The sequence below is a fragment of the Affinundibacterium flavidum genome, assembly GCF_014284175.1.
In the GTDB taxonomy this organism is placed as follows: domain Bacteria; phylum Pseudomonadota; class Gammaproteobacteria; order Burkholderiales; family Burkholderiaceae_D; genus Undibacterium; species Undibacterium flavidum.
In genome coordinates, this window is the sequence record NZ_JACOGA010000011.1 from 171,873 (window position 1) to 197,255 (window position 25,383).

The following is a 25,383-nucleotide window of genomic DNA, read 5'->3' on the forward strand; positions in this document are numbered from 1 at the left end:
TAATGGAGATCAGTTCAATGCCGCAGCTGCTAGCAAACCGCTGCGCACCGCTGCTTCCAGCGTTGCAGGATAGTCGCATGCGGTGTAATCGCCAGCGATTACCAAATTAGCGATGGCGGTGTGATTCTGCGGACGTTGCAAATCAGGCTTGCAGGAAAACGTCGCACGTTTTTCAGTGATCACTTGCGTCCACAGTGGGTGGGCTAAGTGGGGCATTTGTAATTGCTGCGATAATTGTTGGCATATCGCCTGAGTGAGCTGGGCATGTGAGTCAGCAATAGCCGCAGTCGACGCACTGACGACAACCGCCATTAATCCTGCCTGCTGAGAATTGAGTTGCCCACGATCAAAAATAAATTGTGCCCAATGTGATTGCGCTGGATTATCTGCTAACGCATAAAAAGGTCGATCCAATTGTAGCGAGTCAGCGTATTGCAAATAACAGGTGGTGATTGGTTCGTAGTCAAACTGAGTTTCGAAAGCTAACTGCTTTAGCAAATCGGGTGAAGCAGTTTGCTCTTCTTCAGCTTGCACCTGCGCTAACAGTTTGTGGCATTGTTCGGCATTCGTAGCAACCACAAGTCCATCGAATTCGCACTCTTGATTCAAATGGTCTGACGAAGCCGATTGCGGTAATGCTGAGCTTAATTCAGGCAAGCACCATTTTCCATTCGACAATAAAGTCAACTGATGAATCGTCGTGCCGAGAATGATTTGACCCGCATGACGCGTCACAAATTCCGCCGCAGCATTTGGTAACAAGCTACTTAGGTCCTGGCGCGGAATCAACATATCCGATGCCGCTCGACGTGCTCCTAAGCTATCGCGCAAGACGTTGAGAAACACTTGCGCCGAGGCACGTTCTGGCGGCGTGTTTAAAGCGGCAATGCAGAGCGGATTCCACATTAAACGACAAAGACGTTCGGTTTGATCGTAGCGTTGTAGTAGTTCGCTGACGCTACAGTCTTGATTAAGCTGCCAATCAATCCAGCGCGCAGTGGTAGAAAAACGTGCTAAAGCGAGCTTGTCTTCACGGGCTAAACCTTTTGCCTGCCATAAAGCGAACAGTAAATGGAGTGGGGCTGGCAGTTTTGGTGCAATAAATTGCATGCCAGTTTGGTGCGGATACACCATTTGCAAAGGCAAACGCAGGAAATTTTGTTGCTGATCGATGTTCAGCAGGCGCATTAAATCTAAGCACGCGGTATAGGCGCCAAGCAAAATGTGTTGTCCGTTATCCAGACGCTTGCCATGAATTTCTACTGCGCGGGCGCGCCCCCCCAGCGTTCTGGCGGCTTCAATCAAGGTCACCCGGTGACCGTTTTGACTTAATTTTACTGCCGCAGCACAACCCGCCCAGCCAGCACCAACTACTGCTATGTGCTTAGATTTTGACATCAATTTAGCCACGGATATAGGTCTTCCACGCTAACCACAATTTGCGAATGGGCGTGAGTGAAATTCGTTGTTTTAATACCTGAAAATGATCTTGTTGAATTTCCACTAGCAAGGCGCGATAGATTGCCGCCATGATTAATCCCGTGCGTTGTGTGCGACGGTCTTCTGCAGGCAATAAGGCAAACGCTTCGTCATACAAATTTTGTGTGCGCTCATATTGGAACTGCATCAGCGCGACAAACTGTTCGCTATGACGTGCATTGAGAATATCACTGGCAGGAACATTAAATTGTTGCAGTTCGTTTACTGGTAAATAAATCCGGCCTTTACGCGCATCTTCGCCGACATCGCGAATGATATTGGTCATTTGAAATGCGAGCCCGAGCTTTTCTGCAAACAGTTTGGTTTGTGGATTTTTGATGCCGAAAATGCTGGCAGACATAATGCCAACGACACCAGCTACATGCCAGCAATATTTTTGCAAGGCGATAAAGTCGAGGTAGCGGTTTTGATTCAAATCCATTTCCATACCGTCGATGACTGCCAGTAAATGTGCACCATCAAGCTGGTAAGTCTCCAGATGAGGTAACAGTGCTTTGGTGACAGGGTGGGTTGGCGCTTGCTGCAACATGGCTCTTATTTCTTGACGCCACCAGATCAGCTTGTTGCGGGCGACCGATTCGTCTGTGCAATCATCCACGACATCATCAACTTCGCGGCAAAATGCATAGAGCGCGGTAATCGCGCGACGCTTTTCTTGCGGTAAGAATAGAAAACTATAATAAAAACTGGAGCCACTCTGCGCGGCTTTTTCTTGGCAATATTCGTCTGGGGACATGCTGGATTCGAGGAGTTGGACTATGAAGTAAGGCGTAATCCTAACCGACTGAGCGTCTTAGCACAAACTCTTACTTATCTCGCTGACGTGCAAATATGTGCTGCCCCCGACAAAATACTTACACGATTCTTACAATTGATAGACGAAAAAATGCCGCGCGCATGTTGTACAATGCCGGACTATTGTGCAATGGTCTTGGCGACCACTTCGACGCCGACTCGTTTAAAGGTAGATTGATCTTGATTAAATTAAATAAAAAAGTAACCGCAATAAGTGCATTATTGGCTGGCGTACTGGTTGGATGTGGTGGTTTTGTCTACACGACGGTAGGTGGAACGGTGAAAGGCTTGACTGAAACAGGTAGTACTTTGGTCTTGGTGAACGAAGTTGGGTACACCAAAACATTGATTGTTGACGATAGTTTTTCATTCCGTGTCGCGAGTAATGCTTCTTACAATATCACGGTTGGGCAGCAACCGAATCCTGTCAATTGCACCGTAAGTAACGGTAGTGGAAAGATGACCGGCGAAACGCCAATTAATAATATCGCGGTGACTTGTGTGCCGAATGTGAAAATGGTGGGAGCCTTGACTGGTCTTGCTTCTGGTGGGTCATTAACTTTAAGCTTGAACGATAAAGTGCAGACAGCATTGGCTGCGGATGGTGCCTTCACATTCCAGACCTATGTTGTGAATAGCGGTACATACGCGGTTAAAGTAAGTTTGCCACCTGTCGGTCAAGTTTGTAGTATTCAAAATGCAACAGGTACTGCCAACTTAGCGAGTCCACCAAGTAATATTGCGGTGAGTTGCGTTACAGGTGTGCCAATCGGTGGAACTCTCACCGGTTTAAAGTCGGGTACTTTTTTAAACTTGACGAATACTTTGCCAGATGGGACCAAAGATGTTCGTAGTTTGTTCGCGGATGGCGTCTACAATTTTAACTTTAGTTTGGCTGACGGTCAGACATACAGCGTGGAAGTGACAACGCAACCGACAGGTCAAAAATGTACTTTGGCAAATGCCACTGGTAAGGCATCGCTCGCCGCACCAACTACTGCTAGCAGTATCGCGGTAACCTGTGTGGCTGCATAACTGGAAACGTGAGTAGCCGAGATAGATGCGTTGAGATAGTTAAAAAGCCAGGTTAGCCTGGCTTTTTTCATAAGCAAACTAGACGCTCACTATCATCGAAATAAAAGATGTCTTCATGCTTAAAACCCCAAAGACCACCTTTCACTCGGACAAAGGGTTCAAAACTAAAGAAATCGACACTTGCTAGCGTATGTGTATTGTTCGCTTGTATATATTGACGATTTTCTCGTTCGATTTCGAGACTGTGTCCGACATTTGAGCGAAAATCTAAATTAACAAAACCACTTTCACGGATTCGTACATTCGCCCATTGAAATAATTGATGAAAGCTAGTGTCAGGCCTCACCCAAGTCAACATTTCCTCATGTAAGTTTTTGAGAAAATTCAATCCGTTTTGATATTCCAATGTTTTTGCCTGCTCTACGTAAGTGCCGAACTCGAAGGCAAAACTACGCGAATAATCGCCCCATACACCATTTTTGCTAGGGCTTAGATCTATGCTGATCAGATTCTTGCCTCCCAATTTTTCATGGTTGGCTTGGTATTCTTTTCCTGAAATCGACAAGCAACTGCGTGATCCCGCTAACACCAGAGCAGGGCAGTTGTAATACCAAGTTTCTGTCAATCCTTGTTCGCACAAAAGTTGGTAGGCTTTTTCTGCAATACTATGTTCGCTATCTTCGGTGGAAAATAACAAAGGAAGTTGAGACATCACCAATTTGGTGCGGTCTTGAATGTCGCGATAGGCCTGGATTTTCTGTTGATCAGGCATGATATCGATTTGTATGGTTGAACATAAATTTACATCCTCGCGGCGCGCCAAAATAGCAGCAAACCGTCACTTGATTTGATGGTCGGACGCTGATGAAAAACATCCATATTCACTTGCTCAATTTTTTCCAAAATACGCAATCCGCCTTGCACTACCAAGCGTAATTCAAACCCAAAACGTCCTGGTAGCTTCTTGCAGAGTGGACTACCTGCCAGCATTAAGCTTCGTGCTCTATCAATTTGAAATTGCATCATTGCATGCCAGCCCGCATCATACTTGCCCGAAGCAATTTGTGCGATGTCAAGCTGATAGCGAAGTAAGTCTTCTTGAGGTAAATAAGTCCGCTTTTTTTGCCAATCTATCGCGACGTCCTGCCAAAAGTTAATCAGTTGTAGAGCCGTGCATATTTGGTCGGACAGCACTAAGTTCTCTGCATTATTCGCTCGATACAGATGCAGCATGATGCGTCCGACTGGATTCGCTGAGCGTTTGCAGTAATCGAGTAATTGTGCGAAGTCGGCATATTGCTTGCAGACGATATCTTGTTTGAATGCGGAGATTAAATCGAAGAAATGGGCGATAGGTAACTGAAACTCGTCGATGACCTTGGCCAAATCGCGAAAAAGTGGGTCTAGTGTTGACTCTTGAATCGCACCTTCTTGGATCTTGCTGAGCTGGGCTTCGTAATGCGACAAGGCCTCTAGTCTTTGAGCATCGCTGGCATCACCTTCATCCGCAATGTCATCTGCGCTACGAGCAAACGCATAGATCGTTTTTACGGCCGGGCGTAGATGTGCAGGCATCAGCCAAGATGCCACCGGAAAATTTTCGTAGTGCTCTACACTCATGGATGTCAATATAGCAATTAAAAATAAATGACTCGAAAGTCATTGGCAAGTAAAAGATTCGTCATTATAATTAATAACTCGCGAGTCAGTAATTTAAGTTAATTAATCTTTCTAAATAAAAAGTTAATATTTAAATTTTTTTACTGGCGTTTTTATGTTGAAATAAGAGTGAATTGAGATCTTATTCTTCAGGCGTGCAGTGTAACCCAGTTAATTCAATTATTTGGGTTGTAAAGATAGTTCAAAGCGTACAAGTCGAGGCAATATATTTTGATATTGTTGAATTTGCAGACTCGTAGACTTGTGGGCTATTGCAACTTTCATTTAGTTTGTGCTCGTTTTATTGTCTTCATTTGAGCTCCTATTGCCTCAATGATGGAATCGTAAAGGAAAATTCACGTGTCAATCTCACTCTCTCGCACGCGCCGTAATTTTGCGCTTTCTACTCTGTCTTCGTCCCACTTTGTGCGACTCATATCAATATTGAGTTTGTTCGGATTACTTAGTATTTCTGGATGTTCAAAGAAGGTGGAAAAAACCGAAGACATACGACCGGTTCGAGCAGTTCAGGCCAAATTGGAAGGCAGTGAAATCTTTAGTGAGTTTTCCGGTGAGGTTAGAGCACGGGTTGAATCTCGTTTGGGCTTTCGTGTCGCTGGAAAGATTGTCGCACGCAAAGTTGAATTGGGAACTATCGTTAAACGTGGACAAGTGCTGATGCAATTAGACCCACAAGATTTATTATTGGCGCAAGCGCAGTCTAAGGCCGGACTAACAGCAGCAGAAAGCAATCGTGACTTGGCAAAAGCAGAATTGAAACGCTACCAAGAATTACGCGATAAAAATTTTGTGGCGCAAGCGGTATTGGAATCAAAAGAAACTGCTTACAAAGCGGCTCAAGCTAGTTATGAACAGGCTAAAGCGGGATTTTCGAATCAATCGAATCAGGCTGGATACACTAGCTTGATTGCTGATGTGGACGGCGTAGTGACGGCGATTGAGGCAGAGGTCGGACAAGTGGTCGCTGCAGGTACGCCAGTTGTGCGCGTAGCAAAAACGGGTGACATGGATGTCGTTGTCGGTATTCCTGAAGACAAAATTAATGCTATCCGCCGTATGACCGACGTTAATGTGCGCTTATGGGCAAATGATAAAGACACTTACACTGCAAAATTGCGCGAATTATCACCGATAGCAGATCCGGTAACGCGCACGTATCTCGCCAAAGTTTCTCTACCTGATAATGCCAAAGACGTACGCTTGGGAATGACGGCGACAGTGTCTTTTGGTATGAAGAATCCGCTGGCAATGATACGTTTGCCAATGACGGCTTTGTTCCAGGAAAAAAATGTGAGTTCTGTATGGATCGTGGAATCTGGCGCCGTGAAATTAGTGCCTGTTCAATTGGGAGCTAGTAGTGGTGAAGACATTCTGGTCGCTGCCGGGATTCAACCTGGACAAACTGTGGTGACAGCCGGTGTTAACTTACTTAAAGTTGGTCAGAAAGTCAGCATTCTCGGCGTGGAAGCAGAGCATCAATCCAGCGCCGCAGTTGCCGCATCTGCAGTCTCAGGAGCTGCTAAATGAGTCAAGAAAATAAAGATAAAGGCGGATTTAATCTGTCGCGTTGGGCATTGGAGCATATTCCACTGACCCGCTATTTAATGGTCGCTTTATTATTGGGCGGCATCTTTAGTTTTGCTCGTTTAGGTCAAGATGAAGATCCACCTTTCACTTTCCGTGCGATGGTGGTGCGCGCTGTGTGGCCAGGTGCAACGGCTTTGCAAATGGCGGAGCAAGTGACGGATAAGCTGGAAAAGAAGTTGCAAGAAGCGCCCTATGTCGACAAAATTCGTAGCTACTCCAAACCCGGAGAAACCCTAATTATTCTGCAGTTGCGTGAGTCAACACCACCGAAAGAAACGGCGCAAACTTGGTATCAAGTTCGTAAAAAAATTGGTGACATCAAAGGAACTTTACCAGCAGGTGTTGTAGGCCCATTTTTTAACGATGAATTTGGCGATACTTACGGTTCAATATTCGCTATTTCCGCAGATGGTTTTAGCTATGAAGAAATGCGTGAATATGCGGATTTTGTCCGCCAACAATTCTTGCGTATTCCTAAAGTCGCCAAAGTAGAAATGTTTGGTGTACAGGAAGAGAAAATCAATATTGAATTTTCTCAGAAAAAATTCTCCCAACTTGGCGTGCCATTTGAAACTATCGTTGCACAAATCAATTCGCAAAATCAGATTGAAGCGACCGGTGTTTTAACGACCTCATCGAGCAATTTGCAGGTGCGAATTTCGGGGGGCCTATTGACGGTAAAAGATTTGGAGAATTTGCAACTGCGCGCAAATGGTACGACTTTCCGCTTGGGTGATTTTGCGGTGATTAAGCGCGAGTACAAGAATCCACCAGGCGACAAAATGCGCTTTAATGGCAAAGAAGTGATTGGTCTTGGCATCTCAATGGAGAAGGGCGGCAATATTATTGAGCTAGGCAAGCATTTACAAGCCGAAGTGACGACGATCAAATCAAAGTTGCCTGTCGGTATTCAGCTAGAGCGCGTATCTGATCAACCTAAGATTGTGGCGTCGTCGGTCGGAGAGTTTGTGAATACGCTGATCGAAGCGGTGGTGATTGTATTGGCGGTGAGCTTCCTTTCGCTTGGTTTGCATACTAAGCCGTGGCGACTTGATATCTGGCCGGGCTTGGTCGTTGGTCTGACTATTCCTCTGGTGTTGGCGGTCACCTTTTTGTTCATGCGTATCCTAAATATCGATTTGCACAAAATTTCGCTAGGTGCTTTGATTATTGCCTTGGGATTATTAGTCGATGATGCGATCATCGCGGTCGAGATGATGGTACGTAAGATGGAGGAAGGCTTCTCCCGTTTTGATGCCGCAACTTTTGCTTATACATCGACAGCAATGCCAATGTTGACAGGTACCTTGATTACGGCTGCCGGTTTCTTGCCTATCGGTTTGGCGGAGTCGGCTGCTGGTGAATATACCTTCTCGATGTTTTCAGTCAATGCATTGGCTTTATTGATTTCATGGTTGGCAGCGGTGTTGTTCACGCCTTACCTCGGATATTTGTTATTGCATGTGAAGCCGCATGCTGGTGCTGATGGCCATCACGAATTATTTGATACGCCGTTTTATACGCGCTTTAGAGCATTGGTGAACTGGTGCGTCACTTGGCGTAAGACAACCATCGCAATCACCTTGGGTGTGTTTGCACTAGGTGTGTTTGGATTTAAATTTATTGAGCAGCAATTCTTTCCAGATTCTAGTCGCCCTGAGTTGATGGTGGAACTGTGGTTGCCAGAAGGCTCGTCTTTTGCAGCAACTGAAGCACAGGCGAAAAAATTTGAGAGCTTTATTCAAAAACAGCAAGGTGTAGAGAGTGTCACTAGTTATGTAGGTACTGGTAGCCCCCGTTTCTATTTGCCGCTCGATCAGATTTTCCCGCAAACCAACGTGACGCAAATTGTCGTGTTGCCGAAAGATTTGAAATCGCGTGAAGCCTTGCGTCTGAAGATTAATCAAGCGTTTAAAGAAGATTTTCCAGAAGTTCGTGGCCGCGTGAAATTATTGCCAAACGGACCTCCAGTGCCATATCCAGTCCAGTTCCGTGTAACGGGATTGGAAGTAGAGAAGGTGCGGGAAATTGCCGATCGCGTGAAGGCAGTGATGCGTGCGAATCCGAATGCCATCGGTGTAAATGACAATTGGAATGAGTCCGTAAAAACGATTCGTATCGATATGGATCAAGACAAATTGCGCGCCTTGGGTATTACTTCGCAGAGTGTGATGCGGGCTGCCAATACGATCTTGACGGGTACCACAGTTGGTCAATTTAGAGAGTCGAATAAGTTGATTGATATCGTTGTGCGTCAACCTGTGAATGAACGTTCAACTGTACAGGCCTTGAGTGATGCGAATGTTCCGACCGCGAGTGGAAAAACGGTTCCGTTGTCCCAGGTAGCGAAAATTTCCTTGGCTTGGGAGCCTGGTGTAGTTTGGCGTGAAGGACGTGAATGGGCGGTGACGGTGCAATCGGATGTTGTCGATGGCATACAAGGACCGACAGTTTCTGGTCAAATTAATCCTAAGCTGGATGCAATTCGCGCCACCTTATTGCCTGGTTATAAGATTGAATTGGCGGGTGCGGCGGCAGATAGTGGTAAAGCACAAGAGTCAATTGCGGCAAATGTACCTTTGGTAATTTTCATTATCTTTACGTTGCTGATGTTGCAATTGCATAGCTTCTCACGTGCAGTGCTGGTGTTTTTGACTGGTCCTTTGGGTGTCGCTGGTGCAGCAATGGCTTTGCTGATTTTGCAGCGTCCTTTCGGATTTGTGGCGCAACTTGGTGTGATTGCCTTGTTCGGCATGATTATCCGTAACTCTGTGATTTTGATCGACCAGATTGAGCAAGACCGTGACGCCGGTGTGCCTGCATGGGATGCCATCGTTGAGGCTGCAGTGCGTCGATTCCGTCCGATTATTTTGACCGCCGCTGCGGCAGTGTTGGCGATGATCCCATTGTCGCGTTCTGTATTCTGGGGGCCGATGGCAGTAGCAATTATGGGCGGTTTGATTATCGCTACAGCATTAACTTTGTTATTCTTGCCAGCTTTGTACGCCGCTTGGTTCAGAATTAGAAAACCGTTGACACCAATTTAAACGGAAAGTAAGCGGAAAGCGCGCTTGTAGCTTTCGGTTCGTCAGTGATTTTGTTGTTGAAAAATCCTGATGAATCGAAAAGCTGTAAATAAAATGCAGTAGTTTCCATTTCAACATAAAAAATTCGAGACAAGTCTGGATAAAATCTAGTAGAATAGTTGGTTGAAGTTGAAATGCCACAGCACTAGTCATGGGCGACAATGCAATTAAAGTCGCCCTTTGCTTTTGTGCCGGTCTTTCTACCGGAAGGTGTTTTCATCCCGCGAGGATGGCGAAATTGGTAGACGCACCAGGTTTAGGTCCTGACGCCAGCAATGGTGTGGGGGTTCGAGTCCCCCTTCTCGCACCACAGATTCTTTATATTTGGACGATTTTCATGGCAACTGCAGTCGAAACTTTAGAAAAATTAGAACGCCGTATCACGATCACATTTCCAATCGCAGAAATGCAACCGGAGATTGAAAAGCGTTTGAAAGTACGTGCCCGTACAGCAAAAGCGCCTGGCTTCCGTCCAGGTAAAGTGCCGATGAAAATGGTCGCGGCACAATATGGTTATCAAATTGAGAATGAAGTTCTCAACGACAAAGTCGGTATCGCCTTCTCTGAAGCAGTTAAAGAAAATAACTTGCGCGTTGCAGGCTTCCCACGCATCGAGCCTAAGAAAAGCTACTCTGATAACTACCTGACTTTTGATGCTACTTTTGAAGTGTATCCAGAAGTCGTTATAGGCGAATTGTCAGGTGTTGAAGTGACTCAGGTTAAAACTGATGTGACTGATGCTGAGATTGATAAAACTATCGATATTTTGCGAAAACAACGTGTGCATTTCCACGTTAAGGGTGAGCAAGGTGAACATGGCGATGGCGGTGCTGATTTGTCTGCACAAACTGGTGATCGTGCCACAGTTGATTTTACCGGCACTTTGGATGGTGTTGAATTTGCAGGTGGCAAAGCAGAAGGTTTCGCATTCGTATTGGGCGAAGGTCGTATGTTGCCAGAATTCGAAGCCGCAACTTTGGGCTTAAAAGTTGGAGAGACTAAAGTCTTCCCATTGGCATTCCCAGAAGATTATCATAGCAAAGATGTAGCTGGTAAGATAGCAGAGTTCACTGTGACTTTAGCGAAGTTGGAATGGGCACATTTGCCAGAAGTTGATGCTGAATTTGCGAAAATGTTGGGCGTAGAGGATGGTGATTTGTCCAAAATGCGCAATGACATCAAAGAAAACCTTGAGCGTGAAGTTAAGGGTCGCGTCAAAGCAAAAACTAAAGACAGTGTGATGGATGCTTTGGTGAAAGCAGTTGAATTTGATGCACCAAAAGCGTTGATCGAACAAGATGCTGAACGCTTGGCTGACATGACGCGTCAAGATATGGCACAGCGCGGTATGAATGTACAAGGTGTACCATTTCCAACTGAATTGTTCACAGCGCAAGCTGAGCGTCGCGTACGCTTAGGTTTGATTTTGGCTGAATTGGTCAAAGCAAATCAATTGCAAGCAACTGCAGAACAAATCAAAGCGCAAGTTGAAGATTTTGCACAAAGCTATGAAGATCCACAGCAAGTTGTGAAGTACTACTACAGTGATCGTAATCGTTTAGCTGAAGTTGAAGCCCTTGTATTAGAAGAAAACGTCGTTAACTATGTGTTAGGTAAGGCAAAAGTGAGTGATTCAGTTTTGCCATTCGACGAACTGATGGGTAATAACGCAGCACAATAAGATAGGAAATTTCATGACAGGCATCATTCATAACTCTGGTTTAGAAGCAAATATGCTTGGCATGGTGCCAATGGTCGTTGAGCAAAGCGGGCGTGGAGAGCGTGCGTATGATATTTACTCCCGTTTGCTCAAGGAACGTGTGATCTTTCTGGTTGGCCCAGTTAATGATCAGGCAGCAAATTTAATCGTGGCACAGTTGTTGTTTTTGGAAAGTGAAAATCCAGATAAGGATATTTCTCTTTACATTAACTCTCCGGGTGGTTCGGTTTCTGCAGGTATGGCAATTTTTGATACGATGCAGTTCATCAAACCTGATGTGTCTACATTGTGTACTGGTTTGGCTGCTTCTATGGGAGCATTTTTGCTCGCTGCTGGTGCAAAAGGAAAACGCTTTTCTTTGCCAAATTCACGCATCATGATTCATCAACCTTTGGGTGGCGCACAAGGTCAGGCATCTGATATTGAAATTCAGGCACGTGAAATTTTGTATTTGCGTGAGCGTTTGAACGGTATTTTGGCTGAAAAAACTGGTCAAAGTATTGAGCAAATTGCGAAAGATACTGATCGCGACAATTTTATGTCTGCAGATTCCGCTGCTGAGTACGGTTTGATTGATAAAGTATTGACGCATCGCGTTTAATGCTTTTATCTAGTTTCATTGAAAACGCTCGCATCTATTTAGTGCGGGCGTTTTTTATTTCTACGCAATAAATTGACGGCTGTGTGTGAAAAAACCTTCGCTTTATAGAGTGTATTGCAGTGAGGTTTCGTTTTTTTGCAGTAATATAACGGTCATAGACTACTTCGTTAAAATTATTAAAAAGTATTATGTCAGATAAGAAAAACACCTCAGGCGAAAAATTACTTTATTGCTCATTTTGCGGTAAGAGTCAGCATGAAGTAAAAAAATTAATTGCCGGTCCCTCAGTTTTTATTTGCGATGAGTGTATCGACCTTTGTAACGATATTATTCGCGATGAAATGAATGCGCTTGAGCCAATCGCTTCTGCAAAAAGTGATTTGCCTACTCCCGTGGAAATTACTGAGTTGCTTGACCAGTATGTAATTGGCCAGGAAAAAGCCAAGCGTATATTGGCAGTCGCCGTATATAACCACTATAAGCGCCTCAAGCATCTCGGAAAGAAAGATGACGTCGAATTAGCCAAGAGTAATATCTTGCTAGTAGGCCCTACTGGCTCTGGTAAGACATTGTTGGCACAGACTTTGGCTCGTATGTTGAATGTGCCATTTGTAATCGCTGATGCAACAACCTTGACTGAGGCTGGATACGTTGGTGAGGACGTGGAAAACATCATTCAAAAATTGTTGCAAAATTGCAATTATGAAGTTGAACGTGCACAAAAAGGTATTGTGTATATTGATGAAATCGACAAAATTTCACGCAAAGCGGAAAATCCTTCTATTACTCGTGATGTGTCGGGCGAAGGTGTACAACAAGCATTGTTGAAATTGATTGAAGGCACAATGGCCTCTGTTCCGCCTCAAGGTGGGCGTAAGCATCCAAATCAAGATTTTATTCAAATTGACACAACCAACATTATGTTTATTTGTGGTGGTGCATTTGATGGTTTGGCTAAAATTATTTCTGATCGCTCTGAGAAGAGTGGAATTGGTTTTTCTGCTAGCGTAAAGAGCGAGAGTCAGAAGAGTGCGAGTGAAGTGATTTTGGATGCGGAGCCGCAAGATTTGATCAAGTTTGGGATTATTCCTGAATTGGTTGGACGTTTGCCTGTGATTGCAACTTTAATGGAGTTGGACGAAGCAGCTTTAATTCAAATCTTGGTCGAACCTAAAAATGCATTGATTAAGCAATACGCAAAATTGCTTGAAATGGAAGGTTGTGAGCTGGAAATTCGTCCTTCTGCATTACAGGCGATTGCTAAGAAGGCGATAGCGCGTAAAACTGGTGCACGTGGTTTGCGATCCATTCTAGAGCATGCTTTGTTGGATATCATGTTTGAATTGCCAAGTGAAAAAAATGTTTCCAAGGTGGTAATTGACGAAAATACGATTAATAATGGTGGCAAGCCGCTATTAATTTACGATGAGCAACCAAAAGTTGCAGGTGCTTAAGTTGCATCGCTGCAAATTTTCGGAAAGTTTTTGTGAATCGTTGGGTTTTCTCTGTGATTCACAAAAATAAGCAGTACAATTTATCGAAACAATAGAGATTTTTAGCTTCAATCGAAAAGCTACCCAGGGAATTTCTCTGCGTGGCTTTTTTTATTGTTTTTTTTAGGATGACGGGCTTGAGTTTTAGCCTAGTGCGCCAATCTAGTTACTGAAAGTTTTTTTTAAAGGTGCGCCATGACAACTTCCACAATTACTGAACGTATAGAATTACCATTATTGCCGTTGCGCGATGTCGTGGTATTCCCACACATGGTGATCCCATTATTTGTCGGTCGTCCAAAATCTATCAAGGCATTAGAGGCTGCGATGGAGCAGGGCAAGAGCATTATGCTGGCAGCACAAAAGGCAGCGGCTAAAGATGAGCCATCTGCGGAAGACATTTATGAAATTGGTTGTATAGCCAATATTTTGCAGATGCTGAAATTGCCTGATGGCACTGTAAAAGTATTGGTAGAAGGCGCGCAGCGCGCGCGGATTCATAAGATTACTGATTCTGAATCGCATTTCATTGCAGATCTCACTCCAATTGCGCCAGAAGATGGTGAAGATGCAGAAGTTGAAGCAATGCGTCGTGCGATCGTCCAGCAGTTTGATCAATACGTCAAATTAAACAAGAAAATCCCGCCTGAAATTTTAGCCTCGTTGTCTGGTATTGATGATGCTGGCCGCTTGGCTGATACTATTGCTGCTCACTTGCCTTTGAAGCTGGAGCAGAAGCAAGTTATTTTAGAGATTTTTAGTGTCGCCAAGCGTCTTGAACATTTACTTGGTCAGCTCGAAGGTGAATTAGATATTCTCCAAGTTGAGAAGCGTATTCGTGGTCGTGTTAAGCGTCAGATGGAAAAGTCTCAGCGCGAATACTATTTGAACGAGCAAGTTAAGGCGATTCAAAAAGAGCTTGGTGAGGGCGAGGACGGCGCAGATATCGATGAACTCGAGAAAAAAATCACTGCCGCAAAAATGCCAAAAGAAGCACGCGATAAGGCAATGAATGAGCTGAAAAAACTCAAGATGATGTCTCCGATGTCAGCTGAGGCTACCGTCGTGCGCAACTACATTGATACCATCGTGAATTTACCTTGGAAGAAAAAATCCAAAGTGAATAATGATTTGAGCAATGCAGAAAAAGTATTGAGTGATGATCACTATGGTTTGGATAAAGTCAAAGAACGTATTTTGGAATATCTTGCCGTTCAACAACGTGTTGATAAATTGAAGGCACCGATTTTGTGTCTGGTTGGCCCTCCAGGTGTGGGTAAGACATCGCTCGGTCAATCAATTGCGCGGGCAACAAACCGTAAGTTTGTTCGTATGGCCTTGGGTGGCGTGCGTGATGAGGCAGAAATTCGCGGGCATCGTCGTACTTATATTGGATCTATGCCAGGGAAAATTTTGCAGAGTTTGTCAAAGGCTGGCGTACGTAATCCCTTATTCTTGCTCGATGAAGTGGATAAGATGGGCGCTGATTTCCGTGGTGACCCATCGTCTGCTTTGTTGGAAGTTCTAGATCCAGAACAAAATCACACTTTCTCCGATCATTATATTGAAGTCGATTTTGATCTGTCTGATGTGATGTTTGTAGCCACTTCGAACTCATACAATATTCCAGCGCCACTACTGGACCGAATGGAAGTGATTCGTTTATCGGGTTATACCGAAGACGAAAAAGCTAGCATTGCACAGCGTTATTTATTGCCTAAACAGGTAAAAAATAACGGATTGAAAGAAGAAGAGATTTCGGTTTCTGAGTCTGCAATTCGCGACATCATTCGTTATTACACACGTGAAGCTGGCGTGCGTTCACTTGAGCGTGAAATTTCCAAGATTTGCCGTAAAGTGGTGAAGATGTTACTGCTCAAGAAGAGTGAGAAGAAAGCCACGATTACTTCGAAAAATCTGGATAAATTTTTAGGTGTGCGCCGGTATGATTTCGGTGTTGCGACAAAAGAAAACCAAGTCGGTCAGGTGGTCGGATTAGCATGGACCGAGGTTGGTGGCGATTTGTTGACAATCGAAGCGGTTTCAATGCCAGGTAAGGGGGCTACGATTCGCACGGGTACACTTGGTGACGTGATGAAGGAGTCAATTGAGGCTGCGCGAACTGTGGTTCGTAGTCGTGCTGCGCGTTTGGGTATCAGAGCTGATATTTTCGAAAAAACTGACGTGCACATTCATGTTCCAGAAGGAGCGACGCCAAAAGATGGTCCGTCGGCTGGTATTGCGATGACTACGGCAATGGTATCGATTTTTACTGGAATTCCTGTGCGTGCTGATGTGGCGATGACTGGCGAAATTACCTTGCGCGGTGAGGTGTTACCAATCGGTGGCTTGAAAGAAAAATTGTTGGCGGCACATCGTGGTGGAATTAAGACGGTATTGATTCCAGAAGAAAACGCAAAGGATTTGACAGAGATTCCTGATAACGTCAAAAACAAACTGGAAATTATTCCAGTGCGTTGGATTGATAAAGTCTTGGAAATTGCCTTGGAACGTCAACCTGTCGCTTTGACTGAGGAAGAATTGGCGGTACCTGCTGTTGCGAAATCAGATGCCAATGCGGACACTTCGACCATTAAGCACTGATAAGTAACTTGTATTTCTTTTTGTGTTGTAAAAAAATGCCCGATAAGATTTCATCGGGCATTTTTTTTGGTGCATCGAAGTTCTAGTATTTTGTTATTAAGTTGCTGAGTGGGGTCGAGGTAGGATGAGATTGCTTAAGCAATCTAGTAGATTCACCAGCTGCGCATTAATCCTACAGCAAGACCTTCCAAGGCGAAATCGGGTTCATTTTCATTGACGATGATAGGTGAAAAATCAGGGTTTTCTGGTAGAAGTTCTACACCATCCGCTGTTTTCATATATCGTTTAACTGTAACCTCTTCGCCAATTCGTGCAACGACAATTTGACCATTTCTGGCGCTATCTGCCTTTTTGACCGCAAGTAAGTCGCCGTCCATGATTCCTATGTCGCGCATAGATAATCCCCGCACTCGAAGTAAGAAATCTGGTTTGGCGGAAAATAAAGAAGGATCTACTTGATAGGTTGCCTCTACATGTTCTGTCGCCAGTATCGGTGATCCAGCCGCGACACGTCCAACTAACGGCAAACTTAGTTGCATAAATGCTGGATGTGGGAGTGCCATTTGCATACCAGGCATTGAGTTCGATAGTTCTGATTCCAATAAACGAATGCCGCGCGACGTACCTGCTGCAATTTCAATTACACCTTTGCGTGCTAAGGCTTGTAAGTGTTCTTCTGCGGCATTGGTAGATCGAAAACCTAATTCATTGGCAATTTCGGCTCGGGTCGGAGGGAAGCCGGTATTTTGAATGGCATCTCGAATGAGATTGAGAATTTGTTCCTGGCGCGCGGTGAGCTTGAGCATGTTAGTCCCGAGTGATACTTGATTTTGGCATGGTTGGTGTTTGGTAAATCTTAGTCGTGGCTTTGTTACGACATAGATGCGCTGTATATATAAGCAGACTGTATTTTTATACAGTAAATGACTGAATGCAAGATATTTTGTATTTGTTTTGCATTTAATTTGTAAATTTGCAGCAATCTACATGTGGCTCTGATCGGGGCGGAGCGTGAAAAAAGTCATTGGCATCGATATTCAAGCTAATTACTTGATTATGAAGGGGAAGTACGTTATCATCGCGGGCTGTCCTCTTCCTGCACTCGTCTTGACGCCGAGGCAGGCTTTATTTTTTGTCCACAAGGAGAAATTATGCGTCATTATGAAATCGTATTTATCGTACATCCCGATCAAAGCGAGCAAGTTCCTGCAATGATCGAACGCTACAAAGCTAGCGTAACTACACGTGGCGGCCAAGTGCACCGCGTTGAAGACTGGGGCCGTCGTCAATTGGCTTACATGATTCAAAAATTGGCTAAAGCTCACTATGTTTGCATGAACATTGAGTGTGACGCTGAAACTTTGCTTGAGTTGGAAACAGCATTCAAATTTAATGATGCCGTATTGCGCCACCTCACAGTTAAATTGAAAAAAGCAGAAACAGCTCCTTCTCCAATGATGAAGTCTGTGCAGAAAGAAGATTCTGCTAAGACACAACGTGTTGAAGCTCCAGCAGCTTAATAGTTTTAACTAAGAGCGTGTAAGAAGTTGTAAAAACATAGTAAAAATAAACTTGTGAATCAACTTAAAGTCGTCGCCACAGTTGTAGAAAAATCGGTGTTGCGTTATACCCCTGCGGGAATACCCATCGCCACTGCAACTTTGATACATGATTCTAAGCAGGAACAAGCAGGCGGTCAGCGCCAGGTTGATTTTGAAGTTCCAGCTATTGCAGCGGGCGAAATTTCAAAACGATTTTTGGAGATTGAATTGGGCGTCTCTATGATTTTTACAGGATTCTTGGCACGCAAGAACCGCAACAGCAAAAGTCTCGTTTTTCATGTTACCGACTTTCAACAGTCTGCAATCAAAGTGGAAAACGAAACAAATTTACTAGATTAGGAGCCAAAAATGGCATTCGGTAAAAAATTTGATAAAAGCAAATTGAAACAAAAGCGTCAGCAACAAAACCCTTTGTTCAAACGTAAAAAATTCTGCCGCTTCTCAGCGGGTCACGTAGCTGCAGTTGACTACAAAGACATCGATACATTAAAAGATTTCATCCAAGAAAACGGCAAAATTATGCCTGCACGTTTGACTGGTACTAAAGCTTTGTATCAACGTCAAGTTGACACAGCAGTGAAGCGCGCACGCTACTTAGCGTTGTTGCCGTACACTGATTTGCACACAGCGTAATTCATCGAATAACGCAGACAGAAATTAGGAGAAAAATATGCAAGTTATTTTGATGGATAAAGTCGTTAATCTCGGCAACTTGGGTGATGTAGTTCGTGTTAAAGATGGTTACGCTCGTAACTTCTTGATCCCACAACGTATCGCTCGTCGTGCAACAGCAGCTGCGATCGCTGAATTTGAAGCGAAACGCGCTGAGTTGGAAAAAGCAGCAGCAGCTAAATTGGCTGAAGCACAAGCTCAAGGTGAAAAATTGAACGGTTTGACAGTTCAAATTTCTCAAAAAGCGGGTGTGGATGGTCGTTTGTTTGGTTCTGTAACAAACTTCGATATCGCTGAAGCGTTGACGAAACAAGGTTTCGCGGTTGAGAAAGCGCAAGTTCGCTTGCCAGCAGGTCCTTTGAAAACAACAGGTGATCATTCCGTTTCAGTGGCATTGCACACTGATGTCGTAGTTGATGTCATCGTTGCAGTATTGGGCGAGCACGCTTAAGTTTTAGTTCTCTCGAGAGCAAAAAAAGCCGGGTTTTCCCGGCTTTTTTTATGGGTGGATCGATGTTGTTAAAATAACTTATGTATCCATTATCTACTCTAAAGAATCATCAATTCGAATGCGACGATAGCCACACTTCTTCTTTTTTTGCGTTCGAATAAAAAGGTATAATGCGCACCATGAAACATGCACCCGATCCTCAGTTAGACTCACTCCGCGTTCCTCCACATTCCATCGAAGCAGAACAGTCTGTTTTGGGTGGTTTGCTGCTGGATAATGCTGCTTGGGATAGGATTGCTGACTTTATTAGTGAAGAAGATTTTTATCGCTTTGATCATCGCTTAATTTTCCAAGCTATCGTTAAATTAATTAACTCATCACGTCCAGCCGATGTGATTACGGTGTTCGATTATTTGAACGCTGCGGGTAAAGCGGATGATGCTGGTGGCTTAACTTACCTGAATGCGCTGGCGCAGAATACGCCATCGGCAGCGAATATTCGCCGCTATGCGGAAATTGTCCGGGATCGTGGTGTGCTGCGTAAGTTGATTACGGCTGCCGATGAGATTGCAGGGCAGGCCTTGAACCCTCAAGGTAAAGAAGTGAAGCAAATGCTAGACGAGGCCGAGGCAAAAATTTTTGCGATTGCGGAGGAGGGGTCTCGTGGTGCACAAGGCTTTCAGGCAATTCAACCCTTGCTTACACAAGTAGTCGAACGCATCGATGAGCTGTATAACCGTGACCATACCAGTGACATTACCGGCGTTCCAACAGGTTTTATCGATTTGGATCGCATGACTTCTGGCTTGCAACCTGGTGATTTGATCATTGTTGCAGGTCGTCCATCGATGGGTAAAACGGCGTTCTCTATCAATATCGGTGAGAACGTGGCAATTGATAGTGGGTTGCCGGTAGCAGTGTTCTCCATGGAAATGGGCGGCGCTCAGTTGGCTATGCGTATGCTGGGTTCGGTTGGTAAGTTGGATCAACATCGTTTGCGTACTGGTCGTTTGATTGATGAGGACTGGCCGCGTTTGACCTACGCCATTCAAAAGATGAACGAAGCGCAGTTTTATATCGATGAAACGCCTGCTTTAAGTTCTATCGAATTGCGCGCACGTTCACGTAGATTGTCGCGTCAATGTGGCAAATTAGGATTGATTATTATCGATTACTTGCAGTTGATGGCCGGTAATTCTGGTGGCGAAAATCGTGCTACAGAGATCTCGGAAATTTCGCGGAGCATGAAGGGATTGGCAAAAGAATTGGGCTGTCCTGTCATCGCTTTATCGCAGTTAAATCGCTCGCTAGAACAGCGTCCAAATAAACGCCCGGTTATGTCCGATTTGCGTGAATCTGGTGCGATTGAGCAAGATGCTGACGTGATTTTATTTATTTATCGCGACCAGGTTTATAACCCTGACTCGCCAGATAAAGGCACAGCTGAAATTATTATTGGTAAGCAGCGTAATGGTCCAATCGGTAGTGTGCGCTTAAGCTTCTTGGGTGAATATACCAAGTTTGATAACTACATCGGATCCTTGTCTGTTTATGGTGACAATGAATAGTTTGAATAATTGTTTTCGTAGTTCTTTTTTGCAGTAACCACTAAGTCAGATGATCTCCACGCTCCACTCTACGGTGTGCGGAGGCTTATTATAAAAATTTTCTATTTTCAGGGAAATAAAAATGTTTGGACGATTAATGCCCACCGAGGGTAAATTTTTTGACCTCTTTAATCAACATGCGGAATTGTGCGTGAAGGGTTCAAAAGAGATGGTCGCTTTGATGACCAATTTTGATGACTTGGAAATTCGTGTGCATGCTATTGAAGGTATTGAAAAGCAAGCTGATGCAGTCACTTATGCAGCGATTGAACTGTTGCATAAGACTTTTATTACGCCGATTGATCGTGATGACATCCACAAATTAATTACTAGAATGGACGATATTCTGGATTTGTTGGAAGATGCAGCGCAAACGATTTCTTTATACGATATTCGTGAAATTACCCCAGAAGCTCAACGACTCGCGGAATTGTGCCTGGCCTGTGCGTTGAAAGTAAAAGAAGCGGTTGCGCTTTTACATAACATGGATAACTCACGCCAAATTTTGACGATTTGCGAAGAAATTGATCGCCTCGAATCAGATGCTGATCATGTAATGCGCGCAGCAATGTCAAAGCTGTTCCGCGATGAGCCAGACGTTCGTAATTTGATTAAACTAAAAGCGATTTACGAAATTCTCGAAACTGTGACCGACCGCTGTGAAGATGTTGCGAACATTATCGAAGGAATTATTGTTGAAAATGCCTAAGTGGTGTTTCATCCCTTCATATTGATTGCTTCTTTTTTCTATAGAAGAAACTCACGAGAGAATTTACTATGCATATGAGTCTATATGTCATCATTTTATTGGTGGTATTAGCATTATTGTTTGATTTCATGAACGGCTTTCATGATGCCGCGAATGCTATTGCGACTGTGGTATCAACAGGCGTGTTGAAACCGAGTCAAGCCGTGGCCATGGCTGCTTTGTTTAATGTTTTAGCCTTTTTTGTTTTTAACCTTTCGGTCGCAAAAACGATTGGTAAAGGTACGATCGATCCTCACATCATTGATCATTATGTGATTTTTGGTGCATTGGTTGGTGCGATTTTTTGGAATTTGGTTACTTGGTATTTCGGAATTCCATCTTCTTCTTCACATGCATTGATTGGCGGTTTGATCGGTGCTGCTGTAGCGAAAGAAGGTACAGATGCACTGATCGCCGCAGGCCTGTATAAAATTATCTTGTTCATCGTATTGTCGCCCTTGTTAGGATTCGTATTGGGTTCACTGATGATGTTGATTGTGTCGTGGATTTTCGTTAAATCAACCCCTTTAAAGGTTGATAAATGGTTCCGTAGACTGCAATTGGTCTCAGCTTCGGTGTTTAGTCTCGGTCATGGTGGTAACGATGCGCAAAAGACCATGGGTATTATCTGGATGCTTTTGATTGCGGCAGGGTATTCAAATGCGAGTGACTTGGCACCACCTACATGGGTTGTTTATTCTTGTTATGCGGCGATTGGCGCTGGAACATTGTTCGGCGGGTGGCGCATTGTGAAGACGATGGGGCAAAAAATCACAAAATTAAAACCTGTAGGGGGATTCTGTGCTGAAACAGGTGGTGCCGCGACATTAATCATGGCCACCGTATTTGGTATCCCGGTATCGACTACGCATACCATTACTGGTGCGATTGTTGGCGTTGGTTCCTCACAAAAAATGTCTGCTGTACGTTGGGGGGTTGCGGGCAATATTGTCTGGGCGTGGATTTTGACGATCCCAGCTTCTGCGTTTGTTGCCGCGGTCGCTTGGTGGATTGGTACAAAAATACTCTAGTTCGTACCATCTTAGAGATAAAAAAACCGAGATCAAAATCTCGGTTTTTTTATACTTACTGATGATTTATTTGTAGCGATATCCGAATTTACTTTGTATTTCTCCTAAGCATGACCATGTGACTTTGTTGATATTTTCTTCTGAATCCAATTCTTTCTGCAGCATTTGTACTTTTGCGAATTCAGCTTTAATTAATGGACGCCATATTTCATCAATTTCCGCTTCAAGCATTTGTCTGGCTGAATTGTTATTTGCATAAATTGGTTTCCCAAGAAAGCGTCTCTCCATCAGATCTTTGATCGTATTTCCAATAAGCTGTAAGCTATTTTGATGAAGTACAACGTGTTGCATTTCATGTTCAAGTATAGAGTTGTAAGAGCAAGAGCCTTCGGCAAACTCATTTCCTATGTAAACCTGTATCGGCTCGTAGCTAAGTTGAATTTTTATTTTCGCTGCGAAACACTCTCCTTCTTTGGTCAAGTCTTCCCACACAGGGCCAGCGATATCGATGGCAGTTTTTGATTCAAGTGAAGTTAGACCAACAACAAAATCACCAGCTAATGAGCTTCGGCTTTTAATATTCAAAGTTCTGCTGGAATATTGAGTACTTACTAAAAAGCCACGTTCATTTGTAGTAACAAAAATTTCGGTCTTTTCATTATTTGATTCACAGCGATTCAGTGAGGTCTTGCTGTTGTCGGCAAAAGCGGTCGAAATTGTTAAAAAAAATAAAATCCAGGATGTAGTGAGTGCTTTTATTATCATGGTAATTCCATTGTAATTTTCTCTTGACTAGCGATGCCCTGTATATTCACATCTGTTTAAATAAATGCACAAAACTGCGGCTGACTTCGAGTTTTTCAGTTAAGCCCTTAATTTGTACTAAATGGCGACCGCGCATATCGCGCACAACGCCTGAAATTGCTTTTGAATTGACTAAGGTTGAACGATGAATTTGCCAGAACAAGTGTGGGTCTAATTCCTCTGCCAGATCGCGCACTGGCTTACGAATTAAAGCTTCATAGGTTGCAGTTTGTACGCGCGTATATTTTTCGTCTGATTGGAAAAAAAGTATGTCCTCGACTGGAATCAGGCGCAACTCTTGACCGATAGAAGCTTGTATCCACTGCAGATAATTCGGTTTCGGCGCTATTCCTAATTGTTTGGCTAATTGTGCCAACATGTTGCTCATGTCATTCGGTTCGGTCGCCGTATTTAAACGTGTTTTTAGACGCTCGACTGTTTTTGTCAGACGTTCGGTATCGGCAGGTTTTAATACATAGTCGACCGCGCCCTGATCGAAGGCTTCGACAGCGTATTGATCGTAGGCGGTAATGAATACGATATGCGCTTTGGTGCCGATTTCTTTAGCTGCCTCTAAACCTGTTTTAGCGGGCATACGAATGTCTAAGAAAGCTAAATCTGGTTTGAGCGTTTCAACTAACTGAATGGCTTCTTCGCCATTTTTGGCTTCATCCAATATTTCTAATTCTGGCCAGACTTGTTGTAGTCTCAGGCGTAACTGATCACGCATCAGTCTTTCATCGTCGGCGATAATTGCGGTCGGCATATTTCTCTTTCAAATAGTATTGTTCTACAACTCTATCATTTGGCAATTTCGTAAGGTATCTCTATGGTAACGCAGACACCACTTGGTTGGTTAGGGGAAATTACCATTTGTGCTTTATCTTTGTAAATTAATTTGAGTCGTTCGCGAATATTTTGCAAGCCTAAACCTGTGCCGTTACTTGGTACTGCACCAAATCCTAAGCCATCATCACTTACAGTCACCCGCAATTTGTCCTGTAGATGCTCTGCGCGAAATTGCAAAGTGCCACCTTCTGTTTTTACTTCTAAACCATGTTTGATGGAGTTTTCTACCAGCGATTGCAACATCATTGGTGGGAAGCTAGCTTTGCGTAAGTCGTCAGGCATGATGAAATCAATATTCAGGCGTTCTTCCATGCGCATTTTTAGCAGTTCAAGGTAGGCTTTGACCATATCCGCTTCACGCCCCAGATTTGTTTTTGCGGCGTTCTCGCGCATTTGCGGTAGCACCGCACGCAGGTAGGCAATCAGGCTTCTTTGCATTTTTGCTGCTCGTGGGGGATCGGTTTCGATGAGAAATTCGACTGAAGCTAAAGTATTGAATAAAAAATGTGGTTCAACCTGCGCTTGCATCATTTGCATTTGTGCTTCGCTGACCTGACGTAATAAAGATTCGCGTTCGGCCGTCGCGTTGGCTTGTTTGGCTTGTTCTTCTGCGCGTACCTTGCCACCGAGCAGCGCTTTCATCCCAAAGAGACCAAAGACCAATAGGAGTACAAAATTTTGAAACCAGCGCGATGATTTGGTTTTTTCTTCGTCAGTTGCTTCGGCCGCTGCATCTGCCGCGGCGCGTTCCATCTCAGCACGAATTTCTCTCGCTACCTCTTTAGGAAGTTTGATGTGGACATCGTCTTTGCCAAAAGTGATTCCTGGTAACTCGGAGTTCTTAGTTGTTTCCGGCAGACTGCTCACTGCCGATTCGACTTTTGAGGCGATTTTTTCTTGGTTTTCATCGACCACTTGCCAACCCGAGCCATCAATGTCGACGCGTTTTTGACTGCCAAGTTTTTCGGGTGTCTTAATGCGAATGCCCGTATTGTCAATTTCAAATTTCTTGTCATCAATCGCAATGCTGCTGCTTGAGGCTGGTGTGGCTTTCTTGCTGGCCTTTGAGACTTTTTTGACCTGTTTGGCCTCATCTGATGAGAAGAAGGTATTTTGAATAATGTCCGCAGACGCTAAGAGCAATACTGCGAATAGAAAGAACTTCCACCACGATAATTTACTTACCCAGGTTGCGGTTTTGTCAAAGGCAATATTAAGCCAAGTCAAGGTGTTGCGAATGACGAGCTTGAGGGTTTCAATAGTTTTTGGATCCATGATGGTCGATCATTTGGGTTGTAGCGTATGTCAGTAGAAGTGCATCGCCGCATCGTAATTTTTTGCGTCGTAAGTCCACTGTAATGGAAAGAGGGTGGTACTTGAGGGAAATTGCGATGACCTGCCAGATTCTAGGTATAGACCGAAAAATAGACGATCTTTATAGGTCGTTGGAGCAGTGAATTGTGCTTACGCCATAATTACCGTGATATTGGAATAATATTCATTGTCGTCATGGTGTGTAATAGTTTGTCATGGTTTTATCACTGCCTGGTTGTCATTG

Annotated in this window: 22 protein-coding genes and 1 tRNA gene; 15 read left to right on the forward strand and 8 right to left on the reverse strand. The window is 44.1% G+C overall.

Annotated elements, in window-relative coordinates; all coding sequences use genetic code 11:
- Positions 1-9 precede the first annotated feature (9 nt).
- Both hpnE and hpnD read right to left on the reverse strand, forming a co-directional pair.
- Positions 10-1,398: a hydroxysqualene dehydroxylase HpnE gene (gene hpnE / locus H8K55_RS13260; RefSeq protein ID WP_186942541.1), complete on the reverse strand. Its 1,389-nt coding sequence runs from the start codon at positions 1,396-1,398 to the stop codon at positions 10-12.
- Between the two features lie 4 nt (positions 1,399-1,402).
- Positions 1,403-2,236: a presqualene diphosphate synthase HpnD gene (gene hpnD / locus H8K55_RS13265; protein ID WP_186942542.1), complete on the reverse strand. Its 834-nt coding sequence runs from the start codon at positions 2,234-2,236 to the stop codon at positions 1,403-1,405.
- A 239-nt stretch (positions 2,237-2,475) separates the two neighbouring features.
- Here hpnD and H8K55_RS13270 point away from each other — a divergent pair, with 239 nt between their 5' ends.
- Complete coding sequence (locus H8K55_RS13270) at positions 2,476-3,330, forward strand: hypothetical protein (protein ID WP_186942543.1); 855 nt, start codon at positions 2,476-2,478, stop codon at positions 3,328-3,330.
- A gap of 67 nt (positions 3,331-3,397) precedes the next feature.
- On the opposite strand, the gene H8K55_RS13275 is transcribed toward H8K55_RS13270, so the two are convergent.
- Complete coding sequence (locus H8K55_RS13275) at positions 3,398-4,102, reverse strand: M24 family metallopeptidase (RefSeq protein WP_186942544.1); 705 nt, start codon at positions 4,100-4,102, stop codon at positions 3,398-3,400.
- 29 nt (positions 4,103-4,131) lie between these two features.
- The gene (gene hpnC, locus H8K55_RS13280; RefSeq protein WP_186942545.1) at positions 4,132-4,950 is read right to left on the reverse strand and encodes a squalene synthase HpnC; all 819 of its coding nucleotides are present in this window, start codon (positions 4,948-4,950) and stop codon (positions 4,132-4,134) included.
- Between the two features lie 399 nt (positions 4,951-5,349).
- On the opposite strand from hpnC, the gene H8K55_RS13285 reads away from it, so the two are divergent.
- The 7 genes from H8K55_RS13285 to lon all read left to right on the forward strand — a co-directional run bounded on the left by H8K55_RS13285 (position 5,350) and on the right by lon (position 16,101).
- Entirely contained in the window at positions 5,350-6,537 is a 1,188-nt protein-coding gene (locus tag H8K55_RS13285; protein WP_186942546.1) for an efflux RND transporter periplasmic adaptor subunit, read from the forward strand.
- Positions 6,534-9,644 (forward strand): efflux RND transporter permease subunit, encoded by a 3,111-nt coding sequence (locus H8K55_RS13290; protein WP_186942547.1) that lies wholly within the window; start codon positions 6,534-6,536, stop codon positions 9,642-9,644. The genes H8K55_RS13285 and H8K55_RS13290 overlap by 4 nt, the downstream gene beginning before the upstream one ends.
- A gap of 262 nt (positions 9,645-9,906) precedes the next feature.
- Positions 9,907-9,993 (forward strand) — tRNA-Leu (locus H8K55_RS13295).
- Between the two features lie 27 nt (positions 9,994-10,020).
- Positions 10,021-11,364, forward strand: a complete 1,344-nt coding sequence (gene tig, locus H8K55_RS13300) for a trigger factor (protein WP_186942548.1) — start codon at positions 10,021-10,023, stop codon at positions 11,362-11,364.
- 13 nt (positions 11,365-11,377) lie between these two features.
- Entirely contained in the window at positions 11,378-12,004 is a 627-nt protein-coding gene (gene clpP / locus H8K55_RS13305; RefSeq protein ID WP_329605042.1) for an ATP-dependent Clp endopeptidase proteolytic subunit ClpP, read from the forward strand.
- A 188-nt stretch (positions 12,005-12,192) separates the two neighbouring features.
- Complete coding sequence (gene clpX / locus H8K55_RS13310; RefSeq protein ID WP_186942549.1) at positions 12,193-13,458, forward strand: ATP-dependent Clp protease ATP-binding subunit ClpX; 1,266 nt, start codon at positions 12,193-12,195, stop codon at positions 13,456-13,458.
- A gap of 234 nt (positions 13,459-13,692) precedes the next feature.
- Positions 13,693-16,101, forward strand: coding sequence for an endopeptidase La (gene lon, locus H8K55_RS13315; protein WP_186942550.1), 2,409 nt, complete (start codon positions 13,693-13,695; stop codon positions 16,099-16,101).
- Between the two features lie 152 nt (positions 16,102-16,253).
- Here lon and lexA read toward each other — a convergent pair whose 3' ends face one another.
- A complete protein-coding gene (lexA, locus tag H8K55_RS13320; protein ID WP_186942551.1) occupies positions 16,254-16,907 on the reverse strand; it encodes a transcriptional repressor LexA in 654 nt (217 codons plus the stop codon).
- 345 nt (positions 16,908-17,252) lie between these two features.
- Here lexA and rpsF point away from each other — a divergent pair, with 345 nt between their 5' ends.
- The 7 genes from rpsF (at position 17,253) to H8K55_RS13355 (ending at position 22,172) form a co-directional block, all read left to right on the forward strand.
- Positions 17,253-17,621, forward strand: a complete 369-nt coding sequence (rpsF, locus tag H8K55_RS13325) for a 30S ribosomal protein S6 (RefSeq protein ID WP_186942552.1) — start codon at positions 17,253-17,255, stop codon at positions 17,619-17,621.
- Positions 17,622-17,675: 54 nt separating this feature from the next.
- The gene (gene priB, locus H8K55_RS13330; protein ID WP_186942553.1) at positions 17,676-18,002 is read left to right on the forward strand and encodes a primosomal replication protein N; all 327 of its coding nucleotides are present in this window, start codon (positions 17,676-17,678) and stop codon (positions 18,000-18,002) included.
- Positions 18,003-18,011: 9 nt separating this feature from the next.
- Positions 18,012-18,296, forward strand: coding sequence for a 30S ribosomal protein S18 (gene rpsR / locus H8K55_RS13335; RefSeq protein ID WP_186889822.1), 285 nt, complete (start codon positions 18,012-18,014; stop codon positions 18,294-18,296).
- A 37-nt stretch (positions 18,297-18,333) separates the two neighbouring features.
- Positions 18,334-18,786, forward strand: a complete 453-nt coding sequence (rplI, locus tag H8K55_RS13340) for a 50S ribosomal protein L9 (RefSeq protein WP_186942554.1) — start codon at positions 18,334-18,336, stop codon at positions 18,784-18,786.
- 179 nt (positions 18,787-18,965) lie between these two features.
- Entirely contained in the window at positions 18,966-20,354 is a 1,389-nt protein-coding gene (locus tag H8K55_RS13345) for a replicative DNA helicase (protein WP_408057975.1), read from the forward strand.
- A 121-nt stretch (positions 20,355-20,475) separates the two neighbouring features.
- Positions 20,476-21,102: a DUF47 domain-containing protein gene (locus tag H8K55_RS13350; RefSeq protein ID WP_186942556.1), complete on the forward strand. Its 627-nt coding sequence runs from the start codon at positions 20,476-20,478 to the stop codon at positions 21,100-21,102.
- A 74-nt stretch (positions 21,103-21,176) separates the two neighbouring features.
- Positions 21,177-22,172 (forward strand): inorganic phosphate transporter, encoded by a 996-nt coding sequence (locus tag H8K55_RS13355; protein ID WP_186942601.1) that lies wholly within the window; start codon positions 21,177-21,179, stop codon positions 22,170-22,172.
- 66 nt (positions 22,173-22,238) lie between these two features.
- Here the strand turns inward: H8K55_RS13355 and H8K55_RS13360 are convergent, their stop codons facing one another.
- Genes H8K55_RS13360 through H8K55_RS13370 form a run of 3 tightly spaced genes read right to left on the reverse strand, consistent with a single transcriptional unit; the run spans position 22,239 to position 25,100 of the window.
- Positions 22,239-22,937 (reverse strand): hypothetical protein, encoded by a 699-nt coding sequence (locus H8K55_RS13360; protein ID WP_186942557.1) that lies wholly within the window; start codon positions 22,935-22,937, stop codon positions 22,239-22,241.
- Positions 22,938-22,983: 46 nt separating this feature from the next.
- Positions 22,984-23,742 (reverse strand): LytR/AlgR family response regulator transcription factor, encoded by a 759-nt coding sequence (locus tag H8K55_RS13365; RefSeq protein ID WP_186942558.1) that lies wholly within the window; start codon positions 23,740-23,742, stop codon positions 22,984-22,986.
- Between the two features lie 35 nt (positions 23,743-23,777).
- Positions 23,778-25,100 carry a sensor histidine kinase gene (locus tag H8K55_RS13370; RefSeq protein ID WP_186942559.1) on the reverse strand — a complete coding sequence of 441 codons (1,323 nt, stop codon included), beginning with the start codon at positions 25,098-25,100 and terminating at the stop codon, positions 23,778-23,780.
- Positions 25,101-25,383: the final 283 nt, after the last annotated feature.